This is a genomic window from Nocardia vinacea (assembly GCF_035920345.1).
Classification (GTDB): domain Bacteria; phylum Actinomycetota; class Actinomycetes; order Mycobacteriales; family Mycobacteriaceae; genus Nocardia; species Nocardia vinacea_A.
The window spans coordinates 9448187-9467741 of sequence record NZ_CP109149.1 but is presented as its reverse complement, the minus strand read 5'-3'; the positions used below and the strand labels follow the sequence as shown (position 1 = coordinate 9467741).

Genomic DNA, 19555 nt, shown 5'->3' with positions numbered 1-19555 from the left:
TTGCTCTGTCGGAAACTATGCGTTAGCTGTGAATCTGGGACCCGAGCTGGCCACGAGCGTCCGACCTGGCTATTGTCAGCGCCTGGCGGAAATGCCAGTGTAAATTTCCGCAGATCGTGAGGTTCCACCCGATGTTCATTGGTTTACTGCCGCTGCGCTCGACGGGCAGCTGGTTGCCGCCGACCGATAGCGGGTCGCCCCTACTGACCGGCATTCGGCCGCCACAGCACAACTGGTGAACGCGGAGTACACATGTTAGAACTCGATCATTTCAGCCACGGTTGGTTGACCCCGGTCATGGCCTACCTCGTCTCCGTCATCGGATCCGGCCTCGCGCTCCGTTGTGTGACACACGCTCGGTCCTCCGATTGGCCGGCCGGGTGGCTGGCCACCGCCGCCGTCTCCCTCGGCGGGGCAGGCATTTGGGTCATGCATTTCACCGCCATGCTCGGCTTCTCCATCCACGGCGCCACCATTCGCTACGACGTACCGATGACATTGCTCAGCGCGGTCATCGCGATCGTGGTCGTGTGGGTCGGGCTATCGATCGTCGTACGCGGTCGAAACGAGTTCGTGGCACTGCCGATCGGCGGCGCGATCACCGGACTCGGTGTGGCCGCCATGCACTACCTGGGCATGTACGCGATGAAGACCACCGCACACGTCGAATACGACCGCAACACGGTGGTGGTGTCGATCGTGATCGCGGTGGTCGCGGCCACCGCGGCACTGTGGTTCATGCTGCATGTCCGCGGTCTGTTCGCCACCATCGGCGCCGCGCTGATCATGGGTGTCGCGGTGTGCGGAATGCACTACGTCGGGATGACGTCCATGCACGCCAGCCATGCCGACCACCAGGTCGACGGCGGCGGCATCGATCCCCTCCAGCTGGTGTCGCCACTGATCGTGACCGTCACGCTGGTCATCATGATGCTGATGGTCGTCGTCGGACTCGCCGAGATCGACGAACGCAGCACCCGCGAAGCGCTGCCGGTCCGGCGGCGCGAAGCGCTGCCCGTCCGGCGCGAACCACGCGAAACGTCAGCCACGACGACCGGATCCTGGCCCGTGATCACCGACGTGCGCCCCGACTCACCCAGCTGGGCGCTGCGTACCAGCTCCCGCACCGAACACCGAAACCGCCATCGCCTCGACCCCGATCGGTAATCGGACCTATCCGCGGCAGTACCGCGCGATGAATCGGCTCAGTATCACACTGGGCACCGTGATCGATTCCCGATGACCGAGCTCGATCAGGTCCTCGGCCTCATGCGGTTCGAAATAGCCTGCGTGCCGGTAAACTTCGATGCGCAAAGCCAGACCGTCGCTGTCCAATTCGGGATGGAATTGGGTCGCGTACACGTGCTGCCCGACGCGAATCATCTGAACCGGGCAGTCGGCCGAGCCGGCCAGCAGCACCGCACCGGGTGGCACCTCCTGACAGGCTTCCTTGTGTCCGACGAACGCTCGGAATATCCGCGGAATACCTGCTAGCAGCGGGTCCGTGCGGCCGTGCTCGGTCAGATCGATGGTCTGCGCGCCGACCGGTTCACTGTATTGCTGGAAGCTCACCTCGCCGCCGAGCACGTCCGCGAGGATGCCCAATCCGTAGCAGGCGCCCAGATAGGGGAAATCCCGGCCGACGATCTCGGTCATCAGCTTCTTCAGCTTGGGTTCGAATGTCCGCTGGTACCCGTATTTCTCGGCGTCCGGACTGCTGACATTGCTCGGCCCGCCACCGACGATGACCGCCGAGTAGTCGTCGAGATCGATATCCGGGAATTCCTGATCCATCTGCACCCGGACCGTGTCCCCCTCGGCGAGGTCGGCCATGCGCAGGACGGCGCGGTATTCGTCATCCGCGGCGGGTCGCTCCGGCCGCAACTGCAGGACTAGACACGGCTTGGTCATGCATCAGATTGTGGAAGATCGGCGGTCAGTTTTCATCCAAGACCGCCTTTAAGAATTCGCGAGTCCGATCCTGCCGGGGGTCGGTGAAGATCCTTTCCGGATCACCGTCCTCGAGCACGCGCCCCGCGTCGAACATCATTACGCGATCGGAAACCTTTCGGGCGAACTGCATTTCGTGGGTGACGCAGAGAAACGTGATCTCGGTATCGGCCGCGATATCCGCCAGCAGATGCAGCACTCCGGTCACCAGCTCCGGATCGAGCGCCGAGGTCACCTCGTCGAGCAGCAGCACTTCCGGCTCCATGGCCAGCGCCCTGGCAATGGCGACTCGCTGCTGCTGGCCGCCGGACAGGTGCGCGGGACGGGCGTCGATTTTGTCGGTGAGCCCGACCAGTTCGAGCAATTTTCGCGCCCGCTCCTCGGCGGCGTCCTTGGACTGGCCGAGACCGCGGACCGGGCCCTCGGTGACATTGCGCAGCACGGTCATATTCGGGAACAGATTGAACTGCTGGAACACCATGCCGATCTTGCGTCGCATCCGGCGTAGGTGAGCCGGACCGGCGGGCACCAGTTTGTCACCGCGCCGCTGATGGCTGAGCAATTCTCCGCCGACCTCGATGGTGCCCGCGTCTATCCGTTCGAGTCCCATGAGCAGGCGCAGAATTGTGGTCTTGCCCGAGCCGGACGGCCCGATCAAGGTGACGAATTCGCCTGGCGCAATGGCGAAATCGAGTTCGTCCAGGCACACCGTGGCGCCGTAGCGCTTTTCCACACCGGTGAACCGGATCATCGGTTCAGACACGTCGTTCCAACTTTCGTACCAGGATCGAGCACGGATAGCTCAGCGCGAGGAAGGTCAGACCGGCCGCGAACCAGGCCTCGGGTCCCGCGCCGCCGGTATCGGCCGCGTACTCGGTTTTGACCTGATACACCATGTCGAGGATGACGATCGAGGACAGCAGCGGCACCTCTTTGAACATGGCGATGGTGTAGTTGCCCAGCGCGGGCAGCACCCGCGGCACCGCCTGCGGCAGAATCACATCGACCCAGGTGCGTGTGCGCGGCAGATTCAGCGCGGTGGCCGCCTCCCATTGCGCAGCGGGCACCGCATCGATGCCCGCGCGGAATACCTCCGAGGTGTAGCACGCGTAGTGCACGCCGAGCGCCGTCACGCCGACCACCAGACGTTGGGTGTCGATGGACAGCCCGCCGAGCAGATCCGGACGCACCACCCAGTACAGGAAAAAGATCTGCACCAAAAGCGGGGTGCTGCGGATGAATTCGATGAATGCCCACAGCAGCTGATCGACCACCGGAATCCGCAGCCGCCGGATCACCGCGAAGATCAGACCGAGCACATACGCGACCAGCGATCCGAGCACGGTGTACTGGATCGTGACGAGCAGCCCGTCCCAAATGAAGGGAAAGGCATCGAAGAAGCGGTCCCACCGCCATTTCTCCATCAGACCCCCACATGTGCCGAGAGTCGAATGCTCGAACGCTTCGGCCGCCGCCCGACCCGCCGGGCCGCCAACAGCTCCAGCACCCGCATGATCACCGTGATCACCACCGCGATCAGCAGGTACACGACCAGCTGAATCCCGTAGATGAGACCCAGTTCGCGAGAGAACGCAGGTACCGCACGCAGTTCATCGGCCTTCTTGAAAACCTCGGGCACGGCGATAAAGCTCAGCAGCGCAGTGGCTTTCACGAGCTGGATGAACAGATTGTTGAACGACGGCAGCATCTCCACCACGGCCTGCGGCAGGACTACTCGCCACATGCGTTGCGCCGGTGACAGATTCAGCGCAATCGCCGCCTCGACCTGCGCCTGCGGCACGGATCCGATCGCACCCCTGACTATTTCGGCACCGTAGGCGCCGTGGTTGAGACCGAGCACGATAATGCCGATGACCAGCAGACCCTTCGCCGTCGCACCGAGCGATACCCCGAAGAAGATCGGTATCGCCACCGCGAAGAAGAACAGCTGCACCACCTCCGAGCTGCCCCGGAACCCCTCCACATAGATGCGGGTGACGAACCGCACCGGCAGATACGGCGACAGCATGGCGATTCCGGCGACGAAGGACAGCACGGCGGTCAGCGCGATGCCGCCGACCGCCGCCCACAGCGTGAAAGGAAGACCCTGGAGTACCCGCTCGAGGTAGGTCGAGAAATGCGACGACACGACGTCAAGCCGTGCAATACTGCTCGGCCGTGGCCGCCGGATCCGCCTCGTTCGCCTTGGTCAGGCCGAACGGCTCCACCAGCTTCAACCATTCACCGCTTTCGTGCAGTGCGCGCAGCTCGCGGTTGAAGTCCTCGCGGAACTTGTCGTCGCCGATGCGGAAGTTGAAGGTGCCGACATCCGGCTTATTGCCGAAGCGGAAGGACGGGCCGACCGCCAGGTTGGCGTCCGGATTGTTCTTCACCAGCCATGCGGCCGTGACGTCGAGCATTGCCGCGCCGTAGACATCCTTGTTGCGCACCGCGCGCAGGATGTCGTCCTGTTTGGCCATCGGCTCGATGAGTTGCGATGGCACACCCGAGGATTGTGCGTAGCCGTTCTCGACTGCGCCACCCAGCGTGGCTATCCGGAGGTTCTCCCTGGTGATGTCCTCGAACTTGTTGATATTGCGTGGGTTGCCTTCCGGCACCAGGAATGCCGAGCCGACTTGGTAGTCGGGAGTGGCGAATGCCGAACTCTCACATCGCTTCGGATTGATGAACATACCCGCCGCGACGAATGCGTAGTTCTTGGCCCGAACGCCGTCGATCAGTCCGTCGAAATCGGTGACGACACCTTCGATTTCGTTGATGCCAAGTCGTTTCAATACCGCGCGAGCGACGGTCGGCGCATATCCGGTCAGCTGGCCGTCCGCACCGAGGAAAGCCCACGGCGCCTCGTTTGCGAAGCCGATCTTGATCTTGCCCGAGGACTTCGCATCCTCGTAGGTCACCGCCGCCGCATCGTCGCCGCCCAATCCGCAGCCCGCTACCACCACGAGGCTGGCCGCGGCCACCGCCGCGGCCATGGCGCGACGCAATCGCCTGCGCGCACCTCCGAATTCGAACTTCATGACCCCGTCCTTCCGCAGACACGCGAGTCACCCCATGCTCGCGGATGAACTTTGCGATCGGCCTGCCGAATTCTTTGCGGTCACATGACGATGTGGATCTACGGTTGCGCGAATATCGAATCTGTCTCGACCAATTGGGCCGCACGGTGCGCGATGGCACTGCCGAGCTCACCGGTCGTCGCGGTGCCGCCGAGATCCGGTGTGCGAATTCGACCTTCGCGCAGGACATCGCAGACCGCGCGATCGACCGCCGCGGCGGCCGCATGTTCGCCCAAGTGCTCCAACAGCATTGCTCCCGCGAGAATCTGCGCGACCGGATTCGCAATACCCTGGCCGGCGATATCGGGCGCGCTACCGTGTACCGCCTCGAACATCGACGGCGCCGTGCGCTCGGGATTGATATTGCCCGATGGGGCGAGGCCGAGGCCACCCGTTACCGCAGCGGCCAGGTCGGACAGGATATCGCCGAAGAGATTCGATCCGACGATCACATCGAGCCGATCCGGATGCAGCACGATTTCGGCGGCCAGCGCGTCGACATGCAGCTGTCGGGTCTCCACCTGGGGATATTCCGAGGCAATACGCTCGAAGATGCTGTCCCAGTATGGCATCGAGTGCAGCAGCCCATTCGATTTGGTGGCCGAGCACAGGCGGCCGTCACGTTCGAGGGCCCGCTCGAAGGCGTAGCGGATGATCCGTTCGCAGCCCACCCGCGTGAAGATCGATTCCTGCCGGACGAATTCGTCGGTGCGGCCGGGATGGTGCATGCCGCCGATCGCGGAGTATTCGCCCTCGGAATTCTCCCGCACGATCAGGATGTCGAGGTCTTCGGCGGTACGGTCGCGCAAGGCCGATTCGGTGCCGGGCAATAGTCGGACCGGACGCAGATTCACATACTGGCCGAAGGCGCGACGCAGCGGAATCAGCAAACCCCACAGCGAAATATGATCGGGTACACCGGGAAAGCCGACCGCACCGAGCAGGATCGCGTCGAATCCGGCCAGTTGACCGGGCGCATCGGCGGGCATCATCGCTCCGGTGCGCAGGTAATTCTCACAGGACCAGTCGAATTCGGTCCATTCGATACCGGGCAGCACCGCGTCTAGCACCCCTACCGCCTCGGCCGTGACATCGACACCGATGCCGTCGCCGGGAATGGTAGCTATCCGATATGTCGCCCGACCGTTACCCCTCATGGAATCGATTCGCGCTGCTGTACTCATACTCGCACTCCGATGTATTTGGTCTCCAGGAATTCGTCTATGCCGGTGAGTCCGCCCTCACGGCCGAGCCCGGATTCTTTCACGCCGCCGAACGGTGCGGCGGGATTGGAGACTACTCCCTGATTCAGACCGACCATGCCGGTTTCCAGCGCCTCACACACCCGCAGTCCGCGCCGCAGATTCTCGGTGAAAACATAGCCCACCAATCCGTATGGCGTGTTATTCGCGCGCGCGACGACCTCGGCTTCGGTATCGAAGGCGGCGATCGCCGCGACCGGTCCGAAAATCTCGGTGTGGCACATCTCGGCGTCATCGGGCACATCGGTCAATACCGTTGCGGGATAGAAGTTTCCGAGGCCCTCCAACGCAGCGCCGCCGGTGCGCACGGTGGCCCCGCGGCGGACCGCATCGGCGACCAGACTGGTCACCTTCGCCACCGCATCGGCGTCGATCAGCGGGCCGACCACGACTCCCGGCTCGGTCCCGCGCCCCATCGGCAGCGCCGCCAGCCGGTCCGCAAGCCGAGTCGCGAATTCGTCAACGATACTGCGCTGCACGAAGATTCGGTTCGCGGCAGTACACGCCTGCCCGATATTGCGCATCTTCGCCGCGAGCGCGCCCTCGACGGCCTCATCCAGGTCCGCATCGTCGAATACGATGAACGGCGCATTGCCACCGAGCTCCATCGAGGTGCGCATCACGGTCCGCGCGCACTGTTCGAGCAGTAGCTTCCCGACGGCGGTCGAACCGGTGAACGACAGCTTGCGCGAGCGGCTGTCCAGAATCAGCGGCGTCATCACCGCCGCCGGATCGGATGTGGTGATCACATTGACGACACCCGCCGGGACACCGGCCCGATCCAGGATGTCGGCCAGCGCCAGCATCGAAAGTGGTGTCTGCTCAGCGGGTTTCACGACGCAGGTGCATCCTGCCGCCAGTGCCGGACCGATCTTGCGGGTCCCCATGGCCATCGGGAAGTTCCACGGCGTGATGAGCAGGCTCGGACCGACCGGCTGTCTGGTCACCAGGAAGCGCGAACCACCTGCCGGTGCAGGCATGTATCCACCGTCCAGGCGGACGGCCTCTTCGGCGAACCATCGGAAAAACTCTGCCGCATAAGCGATTTCACCGCGCGCCTCGGCCAGTGGCTTACCCATTTCCAGCGTCATGATCAGCGCGAGTCGTTCGGTATCGGCGAGCAGTGCCCGGTGCGCGTCCATGAGGATATCGCTGCGCTGCCTCGGCGTCGTTCGCGCCCACTCCGCCTGTGCCCGATCGGCCGCGACCAAGGCGTCCAGCCCATCGGTCGCATCAGCATCGGCCACCTCACAGAGCAACTGGCCGGTCGCCGGATCGGTGATCGGGAGCGTAGCGGCTGTTCCGCGCCACTCGCCGTCGATGAACAGTCCTGTCGGAACCGTGTCGATCGCGGCGCGTTCGGCTGCGGTCAGGGCGGTTTCGGTGAGCATGTGGGCTCCTTTTCATTCCCGACGCGGCCTTCGGCCATTGCTGTGAACCCCGTGCCCATGTTATGCATATTGTCAACAATCCGACAATAGACAATCAGCGGATACGCGCCCGGGAGGCGGATCATGACCGAGTTATCCCCCGTTCTCAAGCAGGCCACCCCGGTAACCGTCGACCACGGTTCGGGCTGCTACCTCTACGGCACCGACGGTCGCCGCTATCTCGACTTCACCGCGGGCATCGGCGTAACCAGCACCGGTCACTGCCATCCGCATGTGGTCGCGGCGGCCCAGGCCCAGGTCGCCAGCCTGATCCACGGCCAATACACCACCGTCATGCACCGGCCGCTGCTCGAACTCATCGAGCGCCTCGGCACGGTGCTGCCCGAAGGTCTGGACACGCTGTTCTTCGCCAACTCCGGCAGCGAGGCGATAGAGGCCGCGCTGCGCCTGGCCCGCCAGGCCACCGGACGGCCGAATATCGTTGTCTTCCAAGGCGGATTTCACGGTCGCACCGTCGCGGCGGCGACCATGACGACCTCGGGCACCCGCTTCTCCGCCGGATTCAGCCCGCTGATGTCCGGTGTGCACGTGGCGCCGTTCCCCACCGCCTACCGCTACGGCTGGACCGAGGCCGAAGCCACCGACTTCGCGCTGCGCGAACTCGATTACCTCTTCGCCACCGTCACCTCCCCCGCCGAAACCGCCGCATTCGTGGTCGAGCCGATGCTCGGCGAGGGCGGCTACATCCCCGGAAATGCCACGTTCTTCCGTGGGCTGCGCGAACGCGCGGACCGGCACGGCATCCTGCTCATCTTCGACGAGATCCAGACCGGCTTCGGCCGGACCGGAAAGTTCTTCGGACATCAGCACTTCGGCGTTCGCCCCGATGTCATCACCATCGCGAAGGGCCTGGCCAGCGGGTTCCCGCTGTCCGGAATCGCGGCGCCGCGCGAGCTGATGGCCAGGGCCTGGCCGGGCTCGCAGGGCGGCACCTACGGCGGCAATGCGGTGGCCTGTGCGGCGGCGATCGCCACGCTCGAGGTGATCGAATCGGAGGGGTTGGTGGACAACGCCGCCGCGCGCGGCGCACAACTGCTGACCGGACTGCGCGACAGCGCCACCAAGGCGATCGGCGACGTGCGCGGTCTGGGATTGCTCTGTGGCACCGAATTCACCACCGCCACAGGCGAACCCGATAGCGCAACTGCCGCCGCCGCCCAGCGGCTCGCGGTCGAGAAGGGGCTCCTGCTGCTCACCTGCGGTGCGTACATGAATGTGGTGCGGATGATCCCGCCGCTGATCGTGACCGATACCCAGATCGACGATGCGCTCGCGATCTGGTCGACCGTGCTCGCCGAACTCCCCGCGTGACCAGGAGGCAGAACCGATGGCCCGCTACATCTCGATCACACTGACCAAGGCGGGCGTGACCTGCCGAGCCCGACTGCTCGACGCGGAGGCACCGCGGACCTGCGCGGCTGTGTGGGATGCGCTGCCGCAAGAAGGAGACGCCTTCCACGCCAAATACGCCCGCAACGAGGTGTACACCCTGCTGCCCCGGATCGTTGCGGCACCGCATCGGGAGAACCCGACCGTCACCCCGATTCCGGGCGACGTGTGCCTGTTCGATTTCGAGGCGTGGGAGATCGGCAACCCGGCCTACGGCTACGAGCCCGGTACGGCGGCGCACCATGAGCAGGGCGCCACCGACCTCGCTTTGTTCTACGGCCGCAACAACTTACTGATCAATGGCGATCTGGGCTGGGTACCCGGAAGTGTCTTCGCCACCATCGAAGAGGGCCTCACCGATATCGCGACGGCGTGCAACGCGCTCTGGCTGCACGGTGTCCAAGGCGAAACCTTGGCATTCGCCCGCGTCTGAGAATTCGTGACCTGCTCAATCGGCGCGAGTCCCGGAGGCGAGAAACATCGGGACGGCGACGAACAGCCGATCATTGCGTGCCCTGGCGACTTGGCCTTCGAGCCAAGCGCCTTCTCCCGCGATGTTGGCGAGCATCGGCAGGCACGCGGCATCTGTCCACACGATCGTGTGAACCTCGACGGTAACGTCGACGAACCCGTTGTCCAGCAGGAGGTTCCGGTATCGGCGGGCGACCCGCGGGCTGGGCATACCGTCCGCGCGAGCGTGGACGAGCGTGCGGGTGAGTTCGGGATCGTCGGAGTCGATCACGAACGTGTCCCAGTCTTGGCCGATGAGCACCGCGCGGCCGTTTCTGGCCAGGACCCGGCGGGCCTCGGCGACGGCCCGCTCGGGCTCGGCGAGGGTGTGCAGGACCTTGTCGGCGCGGTAGCCGGTGACCGAGCCGTCATCCAGAGGCAGCGTGGTGGCGTCGGCGACATGAAAGGTGCCTGTGGGCCAGCGCTCGATGGCGATCTCGATCATGGCGGGGTCCAGATCGATACCGATGGCCCGCACCCCGCGGGCGGCCATCTCGCCGACGGCGCGCCCGCTCCCGCAGCCGACGTCGACAATGGTGTCGCCCAACGCTTCATACGTGCGTTCCCGCAGGTTACGAGCCTGTGGCAGGTCGTCAAGGGCGTCGAGGAGAGTTAGCAACGTAGACATGGCCGCCAGTGTGCGACTTAATGTCGACATGAAGTCAATCGGCGAGGTGGCGGCTCGGTTCGGGTTGCCGACACATGTGCTGCGACATTGGGAGGCCGAAGGACTGCTGACACCGGCCCGCGTCGGTGACCGTCGCCGCTACACCGACGCGGACCTACACCGGGTGGCGGCGATCCTGATCTCGAAGGAGGCGGGCTTCGGACTCGCCGACATCCGGACGATGCTGGCCGCCCGGTCCGCACCGGCCCGCCACGAGGTGACGGTCCGCCACCGCGAGCGGCTGCTGGCACGGATCGCCCGGGCGCAGGCCGCACTCGACATGCTCGAGGGCGAATGCCCGTACGACGACATCATGACGTGCCCGCGTTTCCAGGGACTCCTGGCTGATCGACTGCAGCCCGGGTCCTGACCCCGAGGACGCGCTTCAGCCCAGGACGTACTCGGCGTAGCGGGCGACCGCGAGGACCAGATCATCGGAGTGGCGCGGCCCGATGATCTGCAGTCCGACCGGCAGCCCCGCGGCGGTCTTGCCCGCGGGGATACTGATCGCGGGTTGCTGGGTCATATTGAACGGATAGGTGAACGGCGTCCACTGCGGCCAACCATCGAGCCCGCTGCCCGGCGGAACATCGTGCCCCGCCTCGAATGCGGTGATCGGCATCGTTGGGGTGATCAGCAGGTCGTAGGTGTTATGGAAGGCACCCATGGTGATGCCCAGTTGGGCGGCAACCGCGCGGGCGTCGAGATAGTCGACGGCACTGACGGTTTCGCCGCGCTCCCAAACCGCGCGCAGTCCCTTGTCCACCTTCTCGCGCGCGCCATCCGGGAATTTCGCCAACATGGTGGCCGCACCGGCAGCCCACAACACTTCGAATGCGTCGCGCGGGTCTTCGAAACCCGGATCTGTCTCGATGACCCGTAGCTCGGCATCGGCCAGCCGCCGCATCGCCGCATTCACGATCGCGGCGACCTCCGGATCGACCTTCGCATAACCGAGCGTCGGCGAGTAGGCGACGGTGAGTCCGCGCACCTCGCGCGACATCTGGCCGCGGAAGGTCGCCACCGTGGGCGGCAGCGCGGTCGGATCGCGCGGGTCGGGCAGCGCCAGAATGTCCATGAGCAGCGCGGCATCCTCGACCGTTCTGGTCATCGGCCCGGCATGTGCCAGCGGACCGAACGGGCTCGCCGGATACAGCGGGACCCGGCCGTGTGTCGGCTTGAAGCCGACGATGCCGCAGAACGCCGCCGGAATGCGAATGCTCCCACCGCCGTCCGTGCCGACCGATACCGGACCCATACCCGCCGCCACCGCAGCCGCACTGCCGCCGGAGGAGCCGCCCGAGGTTGTCGTGGGATCGGCCGGGTTGCGGGTGATGCCGGTCAGCGGGCTGTCGGTGACCCCCTTCCAAGCGATTTCGGGCGTTGTCGTCTTCCCGAGGAACACCATGCCGTCCTCGCGCAGCCGGGCCGCGACCGGGCTGTCCACCTGCCAGGGACCACTCGGATCGACCGAGGTGCTGCCGCGCCGAGTCGGCCAGCCCTCGGTCAGGAAAATGTCCTTGATCGAAATCGGCACACCGTCGAGCAGTCCGCGGGCGTAACCCGAATTCCAGCGCGCCTCCGAATCTTTGGCCTGCACCAGTGCGCGATCCGAATCGACCAGACAGTAGGCATTCACCTCACCGTCGCGCGCCGCGATGGCTTCCAGAATCGCCTCGGTCGCCTCGACCGGGGACAGGGTGCCGGCCGCGTAGGCCGAGACCAATTCGACGGCGGTCATCGCGGCCGGTTGAGTATTGATATCCGGGTAGCTCATGGCAGGGCTCCTTCAGCCGGGCACGTACCCCAGCTCTTTATCGACCACGTTGTCCAAAGGCCGGCCGGCGATCCAATTATCGAAATTGCGGGTGAACGCCGTGACGACCTCGGTTCGCCAGCCGCTGAAATCACCCGAATTGTGCGGAGTAATAAGCACATTCGGCAGATCCCACAGCGGATGCCGCGCCGGTAGCGGTTCCGGATCCACCACATCGAGTGCCGCCCCGGATATCGTTCCGGTGCTGAGTGCGGCGAGAAGGTCGTCGGTCACAACGAGTTCCCCACGGCCGACATTGACAAACCTCGCATGTGGTTTCATCGCGGCGAATGCCTTGGCATCGAACATTTCCCGGGTCTGCGGCGTCAGCGGCGCGACCGCGACGACATAATCGGCAATGGGAAGTTCGGCGAGCAGGTCGGTGCTCACGGTGCCGAAATCCGGGTCGGTCGCCCGCGCCCGGCGGCCGACAGCCCGCACGGTCATCCCGGCCGCGCGCAATAACCGCGCGATGGCACAACCGATCGAGCCGGTTCCGACTATCAGGACGGAGGCCCCCGAAATACGTTCTGATTCGCGATGCCGCCATTCGTGCCGTTGCTGCAAACGCAGCGATCCGGACAGATCCTTGGCGAAACCGAGAATCTGCCCCAAGACGTATTCCGCGATGGCCGTATCGAATACGCCACGTGTATTGGTGACCACGACCTCGCTTTCCCGAAGTTCGGGGAACATCACCGGATCCACCCCGGTCGAACCCATATGCAGCCAGTGCAAACGATCGGCCGCGTGCCAGGCCCCGGGGATCGCGCGAGTCAGGAAGTCGTAGACGAATAACGCGTCGGCGCCGCGCAGTGCGTCGGCGAGTCCGGGCGCTTCCGTGTACCGCACTTCGGCTCGATCGGCCACCGGGGCCATGAGGTCCGCGTCGGGCACACTGTCACTGTGCAGGACGGTGACAATCGGGCCCTGTTCCACATTGACACACTAAAATCGCATCGTATGATTGTCAACAATCCGATCGTTCTCGGAGGTCTAACGGCTGAGCGCGAGAGGGGCCGCATTGGAACTCGGCTTTCCCGATATCGATGGGCCCGTAGCACAACGGGGGATCGGGATCATCGCACCGTTCGACCTCGCACTCGAACGCGAACTCTGGCGCTGGGCACCGCTCGACGTCAGTCTGCACCTGGCCCGCACGCCGTATGAACCGGTGCCGGTTTCGATGGCGATGGCCGAGCTGGTTTCCAACCCGGTACATCTGACGGCGGCGACGCGCGATGTGATGCATGTCGAGCCGGAAGTTGTTGCCTACCTGTGCACTTCGGGCAGTTTCATCAGGGGGCTGGACTATGAGAAGTCACTGCGCGACACCATCTGCCGGGCCGGTGCGCAGGATGCCGTCACTACCTCCGGCGCGCTCGTGGAGGCGATCCGACATCTGGATATCAGCAGAGTCTCGGTGATCACCCCCTACGACGAAATCCTCACGCACAAACTGCACGACTTCCTTGCCGAGGCCGACTGCACCGTAATCCGTTCGGATCACCTGGGATTGGGCGGCGGCATCTGGAAGGTCAACTACCGCACCATCGCCGAACGCATTCTCCGCGCGGACGACCCGCAGGCCCAGGCGATCTTCGTCAGCTGTACCAACCTGCCCACCTACGACGTCATCGAGCCGCTCGAACAGGCGCTCGGCAAACCCGTACTCACCGCGAATCAGCTCACCATGTGGGCCTGCCTGGGCCGGATGAAGCTGCCGATGACGGGTCCGGGAAAGTGGCTACTCAACGTTTTCTGATTGGAAGAACATGCAGGCACCCACCGTCGGTTTCATCTACCCGGACCACGCGGCCGAGGACGACTACCCACTCGCCGCATCGCTGCTCGGCGTGCGGTTGCCGGTGGCCCACATCTACGGCACCGATCTGCACGCCATCCCGGAACTGCTCGATCTGGGCAGTCCGGACAAGCTGCGCCACGGCGCCGCGCTCCTCGCACCGGACAAGCCCGACGCCGTCGTCTGGGCTTGCACCTCAGGGAGTTTCGTATACGGACCGCAGGGTGCGCGGGAGCAGGTGCGCGACCTGGCGTCGGCCGCTGGGGTACCTGCCTCGAGCACCAGCCTCGCCTTTGTCGCGGCAGCGCATGCGCTCGACGTGCGCCGCGTCGCGATCGCCGCGAGCTATCCGGACGAGGTCGCGCGGCTGTTCGTGGAGTTTCTGGCCGATGCCGGCATCGAAGTGGTCGCCTTCTCCAGCGCCGGTATCGACACCGCCGCGGAAGTCGGCACCTTGACCGCCGAGCAGGTGCGCGAGCTGGCGGCCGCCAACGATCATCCCGACGCGCAGGCACTGCTGATTCCGGATACCGCCATGCACACCCTCGGGGTATTGCCAGAACTCGAGGCCCGCTTGGGCAAGATCGTGTTGACGGCCAATCAGGTCACCATCTGGGAAGGCCTGCGGCTGACCGGCAGCACGGTGGCATCCGCTGTGCTCGGCTCCCTCTTCTCGGAAAGGCATACCCATGTCGGTCGTTGATTTCGAGCCGGTGAACCGGCAGTCGACGGCGGAAATGATCGCCGACCGGCTCCGCGAGGCGATCATGCGCGGCAATCTCGCCCCCGGCGCCCAACTCGGCGAAGCCGACCTCGCAACACGATTCGGCGTATCGCGCGGCCCGGTCCGCGAAGCACTGCAGCGCCTGCTCACCGAGGGCCTGCTGTACAGCATCCGCAACCGCGGCATCTTCGTCATCGAACTGGCCATCGGCGATGTCGTCGACATCTACCGCGCCCGAACTGCCATCGAAGGCGGCGCACTAGCCCTCATCCTCGACGGGCGCCGCACCATTGCCTATGCGGCTTTGGAGCCCAGCGTCACGGCCATGTGCGCCCACGCCGAAAATGGCGACGCCGCAGGCGTTTCCGACGCCGACCAAGCCTTCCACGAGGCGCTGGTCGACAGCGCAGGCAGCCCCCGCCTCGTCCGCGCCGCCCGCACCCTTTTGATCGAAACCCGAATGTGCTTGGGGGCGTTGCAGACAACGTATCCGGACCTGCGAGAGCAAGCACGAGAGCACGTCGAACTGCGCGACGCAATCGGCTCTGGTCCAGCGCGCCGAGCGCGCACGTTACTCATCGAGCACATGGACGACGCGGTCCATCGCCTACATCACCAATACAGCCTCGGCGAGCAGGCGACATGAGCCAGGGTTATGGCTCGGCGCGGTGATCCTTGGCCACTCTGCGGTCGATGCTGACTCACCCCGAAGCTGACCGGATCGTCGAAATCCTGCGACCGGCCGTCCGTTCGATCACCCGAGCCGACACCGACCTATGAAACGTTCACTCCGCATGGCCGTATGACCGGACAGCTACATCAGCACGGGCGTGCCCGCTTGTGGCCGTCGGCGATTCACGTCACATACGGCACCCCTGCGCTGTCCTAGTTGCAAAACCCGGACTATCTCAGGAGCCGTCGCCCATGACCACGACGTCATCCCCGACTGGCAGGCGGGTGCGCGGGCTGGCCACCGCCGCCCGCGCGATCGGGTCACTTACGGGCCAACCACTCCGACAGCGTTGTCTGCCCGAGCCACGCGCCCTCGCCGGGCAGCAGGCTTTCCTGCTCCAGCACCGCCCCGAAATACCGTGCTTGCGGATCGGTGACGACCTCACGCGGATCCGAACGCGCCGTCAGCACCGTGCTGATCCACTCGTCGAGGCCGAATACCTCAGGACCCGCGACCTCGACGATGCCATTCACCGGTGTGCCCGCCGCGGTGCTGCCGACGGCGGTCGCGACATCGTCGGCGGCCATCGGTTGCACACCGGCACCCGACAGCCGCACCGTGCCATCCTTGGTCGCCGAGTCGGCGATGCCACTCGCGAACTCGAAGAATTGCGTCGCGTGCACGAGCGAATACGCCAGGCCCGACCCCTTGATCAGTTCCTCCTGCGCCACCTTCGCCCGGAAATACCCGGACTCCGGTAGCCGCTTCGTGCCCACCACCGACAATGCGACGTAGTGGCCGACACCTGCCTCGTCGGCAGCAGCGAGCAGGTTCTCGGTGGAGGTTCGGAAAAACTTCATGACATCGTCGTCGGCGAACGACGGTGAATTGGAAACATCGACCAGAACGTCCGCCCCCTGCAGTACCTCTTTCACTCCCACACCGGTGAGCGTGTTCACCCCCGTGCTCGGCGCGGCGGGCACCGCTTGGTGGCCGTGCTCACCCAGCCGAGCGACAAGCTTCGAGCCGATCAGCCCGGTTCCGCCGATGACGACGATCTTCATCCTCATTCCTTCCGTTGGAGTTGGGTCGGCAACTAAGACAAGGCATGCCGAGAATCTGTGACGAGGTCCCGCGCACAGCATCGTGAAGACGCCGCATCAGGACGCACCCGGAGGGAGATGTGATGCGGCGCTCGCAGATCCCACGTAGTCCGCCGAACACAGCTGGCGAGGGTGATGCGGCGTCACCGGCCCTCGTCAGCTGTTTCGATCAACGCCGAACCGGCCGATGAAGCTCGGCGATCATCCGGTCCCCTGGCGCATCGCGGGGATCAAGTCAGCTCGAAGCCGCCGATCAGGACCGCATGCTGCTCGGTCCGCGACGACATTCAGGCGTTCTCGACCGTGATGTCCTCGTAGACGATGGTCACCGATTCAGTCGCCGGACTGTTCGCTCCGGCATCCAGCGACGGCCCCTGCCAGTCCGATGCCCGAGCGCGCGACAAATGCACCCGCTTGACCGGCCTCTTATTCGGGTCCAGCACAGTCAACGTGATGTCTTGGCGAGCCTCATCCACATCTCGCTGGGTCATGGTCGTATGGATCCATTCGGTGAACACCTTGCTCTGGTCCAACCCACGAGTGATCGTGATCTCACCACTGCGCGCGGAGCCCGGCTGTTTCCTGACGAGCACCTCACCATCAGGAGTCACCTGTCTGATTTCGACCGCGTCCTCCCCGAGCGATAACCCACTGATCTGCTGAACCGTTTCCGCCTGAAACTTTCCCAGATCGATAACGAAGGTGGAACCGTTGATTGTGTCGCCGATAGCCATGAAAATCTCCTTGCCTGTCGGGGCGCGGCACAGCCCTCGCTACACGCGAGATCTGCACATACTGTCGCGCCATCGTCTACGTCATGGAGAGCACAACGAACTCGGCTAGAACCCGTGGGGCTGTACCCACATCACCCATCATGCGGCGATCCGTGGCGGATCCGCAGCAGATCGGACCTAACCGCCACCGATAAGCCAGGTGCCATTGCGACGGTGGCGCCCTGGCCGGCGCACGATCGCAATCCGGAGGTACAACACCCACATCGGGCGATACACGGGGTGATTTTGGACGATCATACAAAGACAACCGGACAAACCGGGTCAGACTTTGGATTTCTTGTTACTGGCTACCCAGTTGCCGAACGGCTGTACTTACCACCTGTCGGAGGTTTCCTCCGTCGGACCAGCAGGTCCGGAGAACAGTCAGCGCGGTATGCAGCTGACACGGCTAATTCCACCGAATACCCGCAACCGGACCACGAGTCCGACCCGATGCTACGCCCAAGCGAACATTCCTATGCGACTACAGACCTCGGACCGCGCACCGCACGTCCACCATATAGCCGGGTAACGCAATGCAATGCCATGTCACAGTTAAGTTTCCGGGTTGGCCGTCCCTGCACTACTGGGCAGACTCCATGGCAGCCCACACTTTCGCCAAGGCAGTGCATGCCATGCAACTGGCAACAATTCTGATCGACCAAGATATGCGAGAAGCCCTGCAGCCCTTGCCTTGTCAGCGACTCTGGCAATAGACACCGCAAAGCTCCGAACTGCATCAAGCAGTTTCAGGCTCCTTCAGTCGCTCGCTGCCGCAACGAACTCAAAAGTATTTCGGGCGTCCAGTCTTCGATCCAGGCGGGCATTTGCCGATCCGGGTCCGGAACTCCGAGATCCTTTCTCGCTTCGGCAACGAACCTCCGACGTAGCCGGTAGGCTTCGGCCGATGCCAATCGCCAGTCGTCGCCGCCTGTGAGCTTTCCGCGGGCGAACCACTCGAGAGTCCATGAGCATCGGTTGAGCTCGTATCCGGCTTCAATAGCCCGCGGTCCTCCCAAGAGAAGCACTTCTTGCCATCGTTGACTGCGTGCCGCCTCGGCTTCCGCGAGAAGTGGGATTCCCTCATCCACCGACAATGGTTCACCGTCGCCAGGAAGATTGCGGGACACGGCAATTCGATTTGCCAGCACCTGCATCAGACGAACACAGTTCGAGTACTCGACATACGCCGCCAGCCTGCGCTCATCCCATCGCACTGCGTGGCTCCGAGTCCACTTGGCACGTTCGTTGGCGTATGTGGCGAGGAAGGCGAGCGCGCCGCCTACGGCCACCCCCGAAAGGGTTCCGAGAACTTGGCCAAGCATGCCAGCATCATATGACGCGTTCGCGATCACGTTTTAAGGCCGGATCACCCCGACCGGCGACTAGCCAGCACGCGGACCGCCCGCCGGGACCTGACTACCGGTGACCTCCGCCGGTTTGCGCAGCGGGTATGCATGGTCCCCGCGTGGTTTGTTCGACGGTCGGGCGGGGTGCCACCGTCATATTGTGGGGCCGCAGAACGGATTTCACCAGCAATCATCCGACCGCTCGCCGATACCGGATGCGATGCGGCGAGCTCAGCTTGTCGAACGGGTTGACGTCGATAATCTCCTCGGCCACAAGGTATTTGAAGAGTGGTCGCAGCGATCGGTACTAACCGCGTGCGAGTCCGGCAGTTCGCGCCATGCGCTCGAAAACTCCGAACGCTGTCCTGACCAGTCGAAACGCTGGCCAGGACAGAGCATTCGAGCGAAATACTTTGCTGTCGAGCCGCTCATCTAGCGATCTCGACGAGCCTCGAGATTACATAGCTGTAGCCCCATCAGCTCAAGCCTGGTAGTGGTCAGCCGCAGACGCGATTGAGCTCGTCGGTGTAGGGGTCGAGGCTGGCGACGTTCTCATCTACCAGCGCGTCGGCGTAGGCGGTGATGGCATCCTTCTCCGTGCCCTGGGCCAGATCGGCCAGGCCGCTCAGCCTGCCGGACAGCGCTGTCGCCGTCGCCTCATCCAGGGTGCCGCCGCTCGTGTCGATCGCGATATTGATCAGCTCAATGGCCTTGGCGCAGTGGGGGGACTGCGCGTGCGCGGGTGCGGCGGGCAGGAAGAGTAGAGCGGCAGCGGTCGCACAGAGCACAGCGGCGAAGGCCGTCGACTTGGTCATGATTTCCTCTCAGAACGTTGGCCTGATCGTAGCGCCACAGCGTGAGACCCTGATCGCCTGGCTACCCAGGACAGCCCTCTTCGGAGGTGGGCAGGTCCCCCCAAATCGGCGCCGTCACACTGGGAAAGAAGTGTCTTCACTATGGGCCGGGCGAGTAGATCCTCGATGTGGGCGCGGGTGATGTCGGGC

22 protein-coding genes are annotated in these 19555 nt (G+C 64.4%); 8 read left to right on the top strand and 14 right to left on the bottom strand.

Going from position 1 to position 19555, the window contains the following annotated elements; genetic code table 11:
• Positions 1-252: 252 nt before the first annotated feature.
• Complete coding sequence (locus OIE68_RS42935; protein ID WP_327096607.1) at positions 253-1167, top strand: MHYT domain-containing protein; 915 nt, start codon at positions 253-255, stop codon at positions 1165-1167.
• 6 nt (positions 1168-1173) lie between these two features.
• On the opposite strand, the gene OIE68_RS42930 is transcribed toward OIE68_RS42935, so the two are convergent.
• The 7 genes from OIE68_RS42930 to OIE68_RS42900 form a co-directional block, all read right to left on the bottom strand.
• A complete protein-coding gene (locus OIE68_RS42930; protein ID WP_327096606.1) occupies positions 1174-1911 on the bottom strand; it encodes a glutamine amidotransferase in 738 nt (245 codons plus the stop codon).
• 25 nt (positions 1912-1936) lie between these two features.
• Entirely contained in the window at positions 1937-2701 is a 765-nt protein-coding gene (gene ehuA, locus OIE68_RS42925; protein ID WP_327102013.1) for an ectoine/hydroxyectoine ABC transporter ATP-binding protein EhuA, read from the bottom strand.
• A gap of 4 nt (positions 2702-2705) precedes the next feature.
• The gene (gene ehuD / locus OIE68_RS42920) at positions 2706-3374 is read right to left on the bottom strand and encodes an ectoine/hydroxyectoine ABC transporter permease subunit EhuD (RefSeq protein ID WP_040700017.1); all 669 of its coding nucleotides are present in this window, start codon (positions 3372-3374) and stop codon (positions 2706-2708) included.
• Complete coding sequence (locus OIE68_RS42915; RefSeq protein ID WP_327096605.1) at positions 3374-4099, bottom strand: amino acid ABC transporter permease; 726 nt, start codon at positions 4097-4099, stop codon at positions 3374-3376. The genes ehuD and OIE68_RS42915 overlap by 1 nt, the downstream gene beginning before the upstream one ends.
• A 4-nt stretch (positions 4100-4103) precedes the next feature.
• Positions 4104-4991, bottom strand: coding sequence for an ectoine/hydroxyectoine ABC transporter substrate-binding protein EhuB (gene ehuB / locus OIE68_RS42910; protein WP_327096604.1), 888 nt, complete (start codon positions 4989-4991; stop codon positions 4104-4106).
• Between the two features lie 98 nt (positions 4992-5089).
• On the bottom strand, positions 5090-6187 hold the full coding sequence (locus OIE68_RS42905; RefSeq protein ID WP_327102012.1) for a tartrate dehydrogenase: 1098 nt from the start codon (positions 6185-6187) through the stop codon (positions 5090-5092).
• Positions 6188-6210: 23 nt separating this feature from the next.
• Positions 6211-7683 carry an NAD-dependent succinate-semialdehyde dehydrogenase gene (locus tag OIE68_RS42900; protein ID WP_327096603.1) on the bottom strand — a complete coding sequence of 491 codons (1473 nt, stop codon included), beginning with the start codon at positions 7681-7683 and terminating at the stop codon, positions 6211-6213.
• 123 nt (positions 7684-7806) lie between these two features.
• Between OIE68_RS42900 and OIE68_RS42895 the strand changes: the two genes are divergently transcribed.
• Together OIE68_RS42895 and OIE68_RS42890 are read left to right on the top strand one after the other, a co-directional pair.
• The gene (locus tag OIE68_RS42895; RefSeq protein ID WP_327096602.1) at positions 7807-9054 is read left to right on the top strand and encodes an aspartate aminotransferase family protein; all 1248 of its coding nucleotides are present in this window, start codon (positions 7807-7809) and stop codon (positions 9052-9054) included.
• Positions 9055-9070: 16 nt separating this feature from the next.
• Positions 9071-9565, top strand: a complete 495-nt coding sequence (locus OIE68_RS42890; RefSeq protein WP_327096601.1) for a DUF3830 family protein — start codon at positions 9071-9073, stop codon at positions 9563-9565.
• 15 nt (positions 9566-9580) lie between these two features.
• Here OIE68_RS42890 and OIE68_RS42885 read toward each other — a convergent pair whose 3' ends face one another.
• Entirely contained in the window at positions 9581-10270 is a 690-nt protein-coding gene (locus tag OIE68_RS42885) for a methyltransferase domain-containing protein (protein WP_327096600.1), read from the bottom strand.
• Between the two features lie 28 nt (positions 10271-10298).
• Here OIE68_RS42885 and OIE68_RS42880 point away from each other — a divergent pair, with 28 nt between their 5' ends.
• Positions 10299-10679, top strand: coding sequence for a MerR family transcriptional regulator (locus tag OIE68_RS42880; protein ID WP_327096599.1), 381 nt, complete (start codon positions 10299-10301; stop codon positions 10677-10679).
• A 15-nt stretch (positions 10680-10694) separates the two neighbouring features.
• On the opposite strand, the gene OIE68_RS42875 is transcribed toward OIE68_RS42880, so the two are convergent.
• Positions 10695-12086, bottom strand: a complete 1392-nt coding sequence (locus OIE68_RS42875; protein WP_327096598.1) for an amidase — start codon at positions 12084-12086, stop codon at positions 10695-10697.
• Positions 12087-12098: 12 nt separating this feature from the next.
• Positions 12099-13064 (bottom strand): D-2-hydroxyacid dehydrogenase, encoded by a 966-nt coding sequence (locus tag OIE68_RS42870; protein ID WP_327096597.1) that lies wholly within the window; start codon positions 13062-13064, stop codon positions 12099-12101.
• A gap of 85 nt (positions 13065-13149) precedes the next feature.
• On the opposite strand from OIE68_RS42870, the gene OIE68_RS42865 reads away from it, so the two are divergent.
• Genes OIE68_RS42865 through OIE68_RS42855 form a run of 3 tightly spaced genes read left to right on the top strand, consistent with a single transcriptional unit; the run spans position 13150 to position 15299 of the window.
• On the top strand, positions 13150-13890 hold the full coding sequence (locus OIE68_RS42865; protein ID WP_327096596.1) for an Asp/Glu/hydantoin racemase: 741 nt from the start codon (positions 13150-13152) through the stop codon (positions 13888-13890).
• Positions 13891-13900: 10 nt separating this feature from the next.
• On the top strand, positions 13901-14632 hold the full coding sequence (locus tag OIE68_RS42860; protein ID WP_327096595.1) for a maleate cis-trans isomerase: 732 nt from the start codon (positions 13901-13903) through the stop codon (positions 14630-14632).
• Positions 14619-15299 carry a GntR family transcriptional regulator gene (locus OIE68_RS42855; RefSeq protein ID WP_327096594.1) on the top strand — a complete coding sequence of 227 codons (681 nt, stop codon included), beginning with the start codon at positions 14619-14621 and terminating at the stop codon, positions 15297-15299. The genes OIE68_RS42860 and OIE68_RS42855 overlap by 14 nt, the downstream gene beginning before the upstream one ends.
• Before the next feature lie 347 nt (positions 15300-15646).
• Here the strand turns inward: OIE68_RS42855 and OIE68_RS42850 are convergent, their stop codons facing one another.
• The 3 genes from OIE68_RS42850 to OIE68_RS42840 form a co-directional block, all read right to left on the bottom strand.
• A complete protein-coding gene (locus tag OIE68_RS42850; RefSeq protein WP_327096593.1) occupies positions 15647-16390 on the bottom strand; it encodes an SDR family oxidoreductase in 744 nt (247 codons plus the stop codon).
• 326 nt (positions 16391-16716) lie between these two features.
• A complete protein-coding gene (locus tag OIE68_RS42845) occupies positions 16717-17163 on the bottom strand; it encodes a phage tail protein (protein WP_327096592.1) in 447 nt (148 codons plus the stop codon).
• Between the two features lie 788 nt (positions 17164-17951).
• Entirely contained in the window at positions 17952-18557 is a 606-nt protein-coding gene (locus OIE68_RS42840; protein ID WP_327096591.1) for a hypothetical protein, read from the bottom strand.
• A gap of 154 nt (positions 18558-18711) precedes the next feature.
• Here OIE68_RS42840 and OIE68_RS42835 point away from each other — a divergent pair, with 154 nt between their 5' ends.
• Positions 18712-18987 carry a hypothetical protein gene (locus tag OIE68_RS42835; RefSeq protein ID WP_327096590.1) on the top strand — a complete coding sequence of 92 codons (276 nt, stop codon included), beginning with the start codon at positions 18712-18714 and terminating at the stop codon, positions 18985-18987.
• Between the two features lie 61 nt (positions 18988-19048).
• Here the strand turns inward: OIE68_RS42835 and OIE68_RS42830 are convergent, their stop codons facing one another.
• Positions 19049-19366, bottom strand: a complete 318-nt coding sequence (locus OIE68_RS42830) for a hypothetical protein (protein WP_327096589.1) — start codon at positions 19364-19366, stop codon at positions 19049-19051.
• Between the last annotated feature and the right edge of the window lie 189 nt (positions 19367-19555).

What these genes read in the sequence shown, in the direction of transcription:
- OIE68_RS42935 (WP_327096607.1), top strand. Translation starts at nt 253, where the DNA reads ATGTTAGAACTCGATCATTTCAGCCACGGTTGGTTGACCCCGGTCATG.
- OIE68_RS42930 (WP_327096606.1), bottom strand. Translation starts at nt 1,911, where the DNA reads ATGACCAAGCCGTGTCTAGTCCTGCAGTTGCGGCCGGAGCGACCCGCC.
- ehuA (WP_327102013.1), bottom strand. Translation starts at nt 2,701, where the DNA reads ATGATCCGGTTCACCGGTGTGGAAAAGCGCTACGGCGCCACGGTGTGC.
- ehuD (WP_040700017.1), bottom strand. Translation starts at nt 3,374, where the DNA reads ATGGAGAAATGGCGGTGGGACCGCTTCTTCGATGCCTTTCCCTTCATT.
- ehuB (WP_327096604.1), bottom strand. Translation starts at nt 4,991, where the DNA reads ATGAAGTTCGAATTCGGAGGTGCGCGCAGGCGATTGCGTCGCGCCATG.
- OIE68_RS42905 (WP_327102012.1), bottom strand. Translation starts at nt 6,187, where the DNA reads ATGAGGGGTAACGGTCGGGCGACATATCGGATAGCTACCATTCCCGGC.
- OIE68_RS42900 (WP_327096603.1), bottom strand. Translation starts at nt 7,683, where the DNA reads ATGCTCACCGAAACCGCCCTGACCGCAGCCGAACGCGCCGCGATCGAC.
- OIE68_RS42895 (WP_327096602.1), top strand. Translation starts at nt 7,807, where the DNA reads ATGACCGAGTTATCCCCCGTTCTCAAGCAGGCCACCCCGGTAACCGTC.
- OIE68_RS42890 (WP_327096601.1), top strand. Translation starts at nt 9,071, where the DNA reads ATGGCCCGCTACATCTCGATCACACTGACCAAGGCGGGCGTGACCTGC.
- OIE68_RS42885 (WP_327096600.1), bottom strand. Translation starts at nt 10,270, where the DNA reads ATGTCTACGTTGCTAACTCTCCTCGACGCCCTTGACGACCTGCCACAG.
- OIE68_RS42880 (WP_327096599.1), top strand. Translation starts at nt 10,299, where the DNA reads ATGAAGTCAATCGGCGAGGTGGCGGCTCGGTTCGGGTTGCCGACACAT.
- OIE68_RS42875 (WP_327096598.1), bottom strand. Translation starts at nt 12,086, where the DNA reads ATGAGCTACCCGGATATCAATACTCAACCGGCCGCGATGACCGCCGTC.
- OIE68_RS42860 (WP_327096595.1), top strand. Translation starts at nt 13,901, where the DNA reads ATGCAGGCACCCACCGTCGGTTTCATCTACCCGGACCACGCGGCCGAG.
- OIE68_RS42855 (WP_327096594.1), top strand. Translation starts at nt 14,619, where the DNA reads ATGTCGGTCGTTGATTTCGAGCCGGTGAACCGGCAGTCGACGGCGGAA.
- OIE68_RS42850 (WP_327096593.1), bottom strand. Translation starts at nt 16,390, where the DNA reads ATGAAGATCGTCGTCATCGGCGGAACCGGGCTGATCGGCTCGAAGCTT.
- OIE68_RS42845 (WP_327096592.1), bottom strand. Translation starts at nt 17,163, where the DNA reads ATGGCTATCGGCGACACAATCAACGGTTCCACCTTCGTTATCGATCTG.
- OIE68_RS42830 (WP_327096589.1), bottom strand. Translation starts at nt 19,366, where the DNA reads ATGACCAAGTCGACGGCCTTCGCCGCTGTGCTCTGTGCGACCGCTGCC.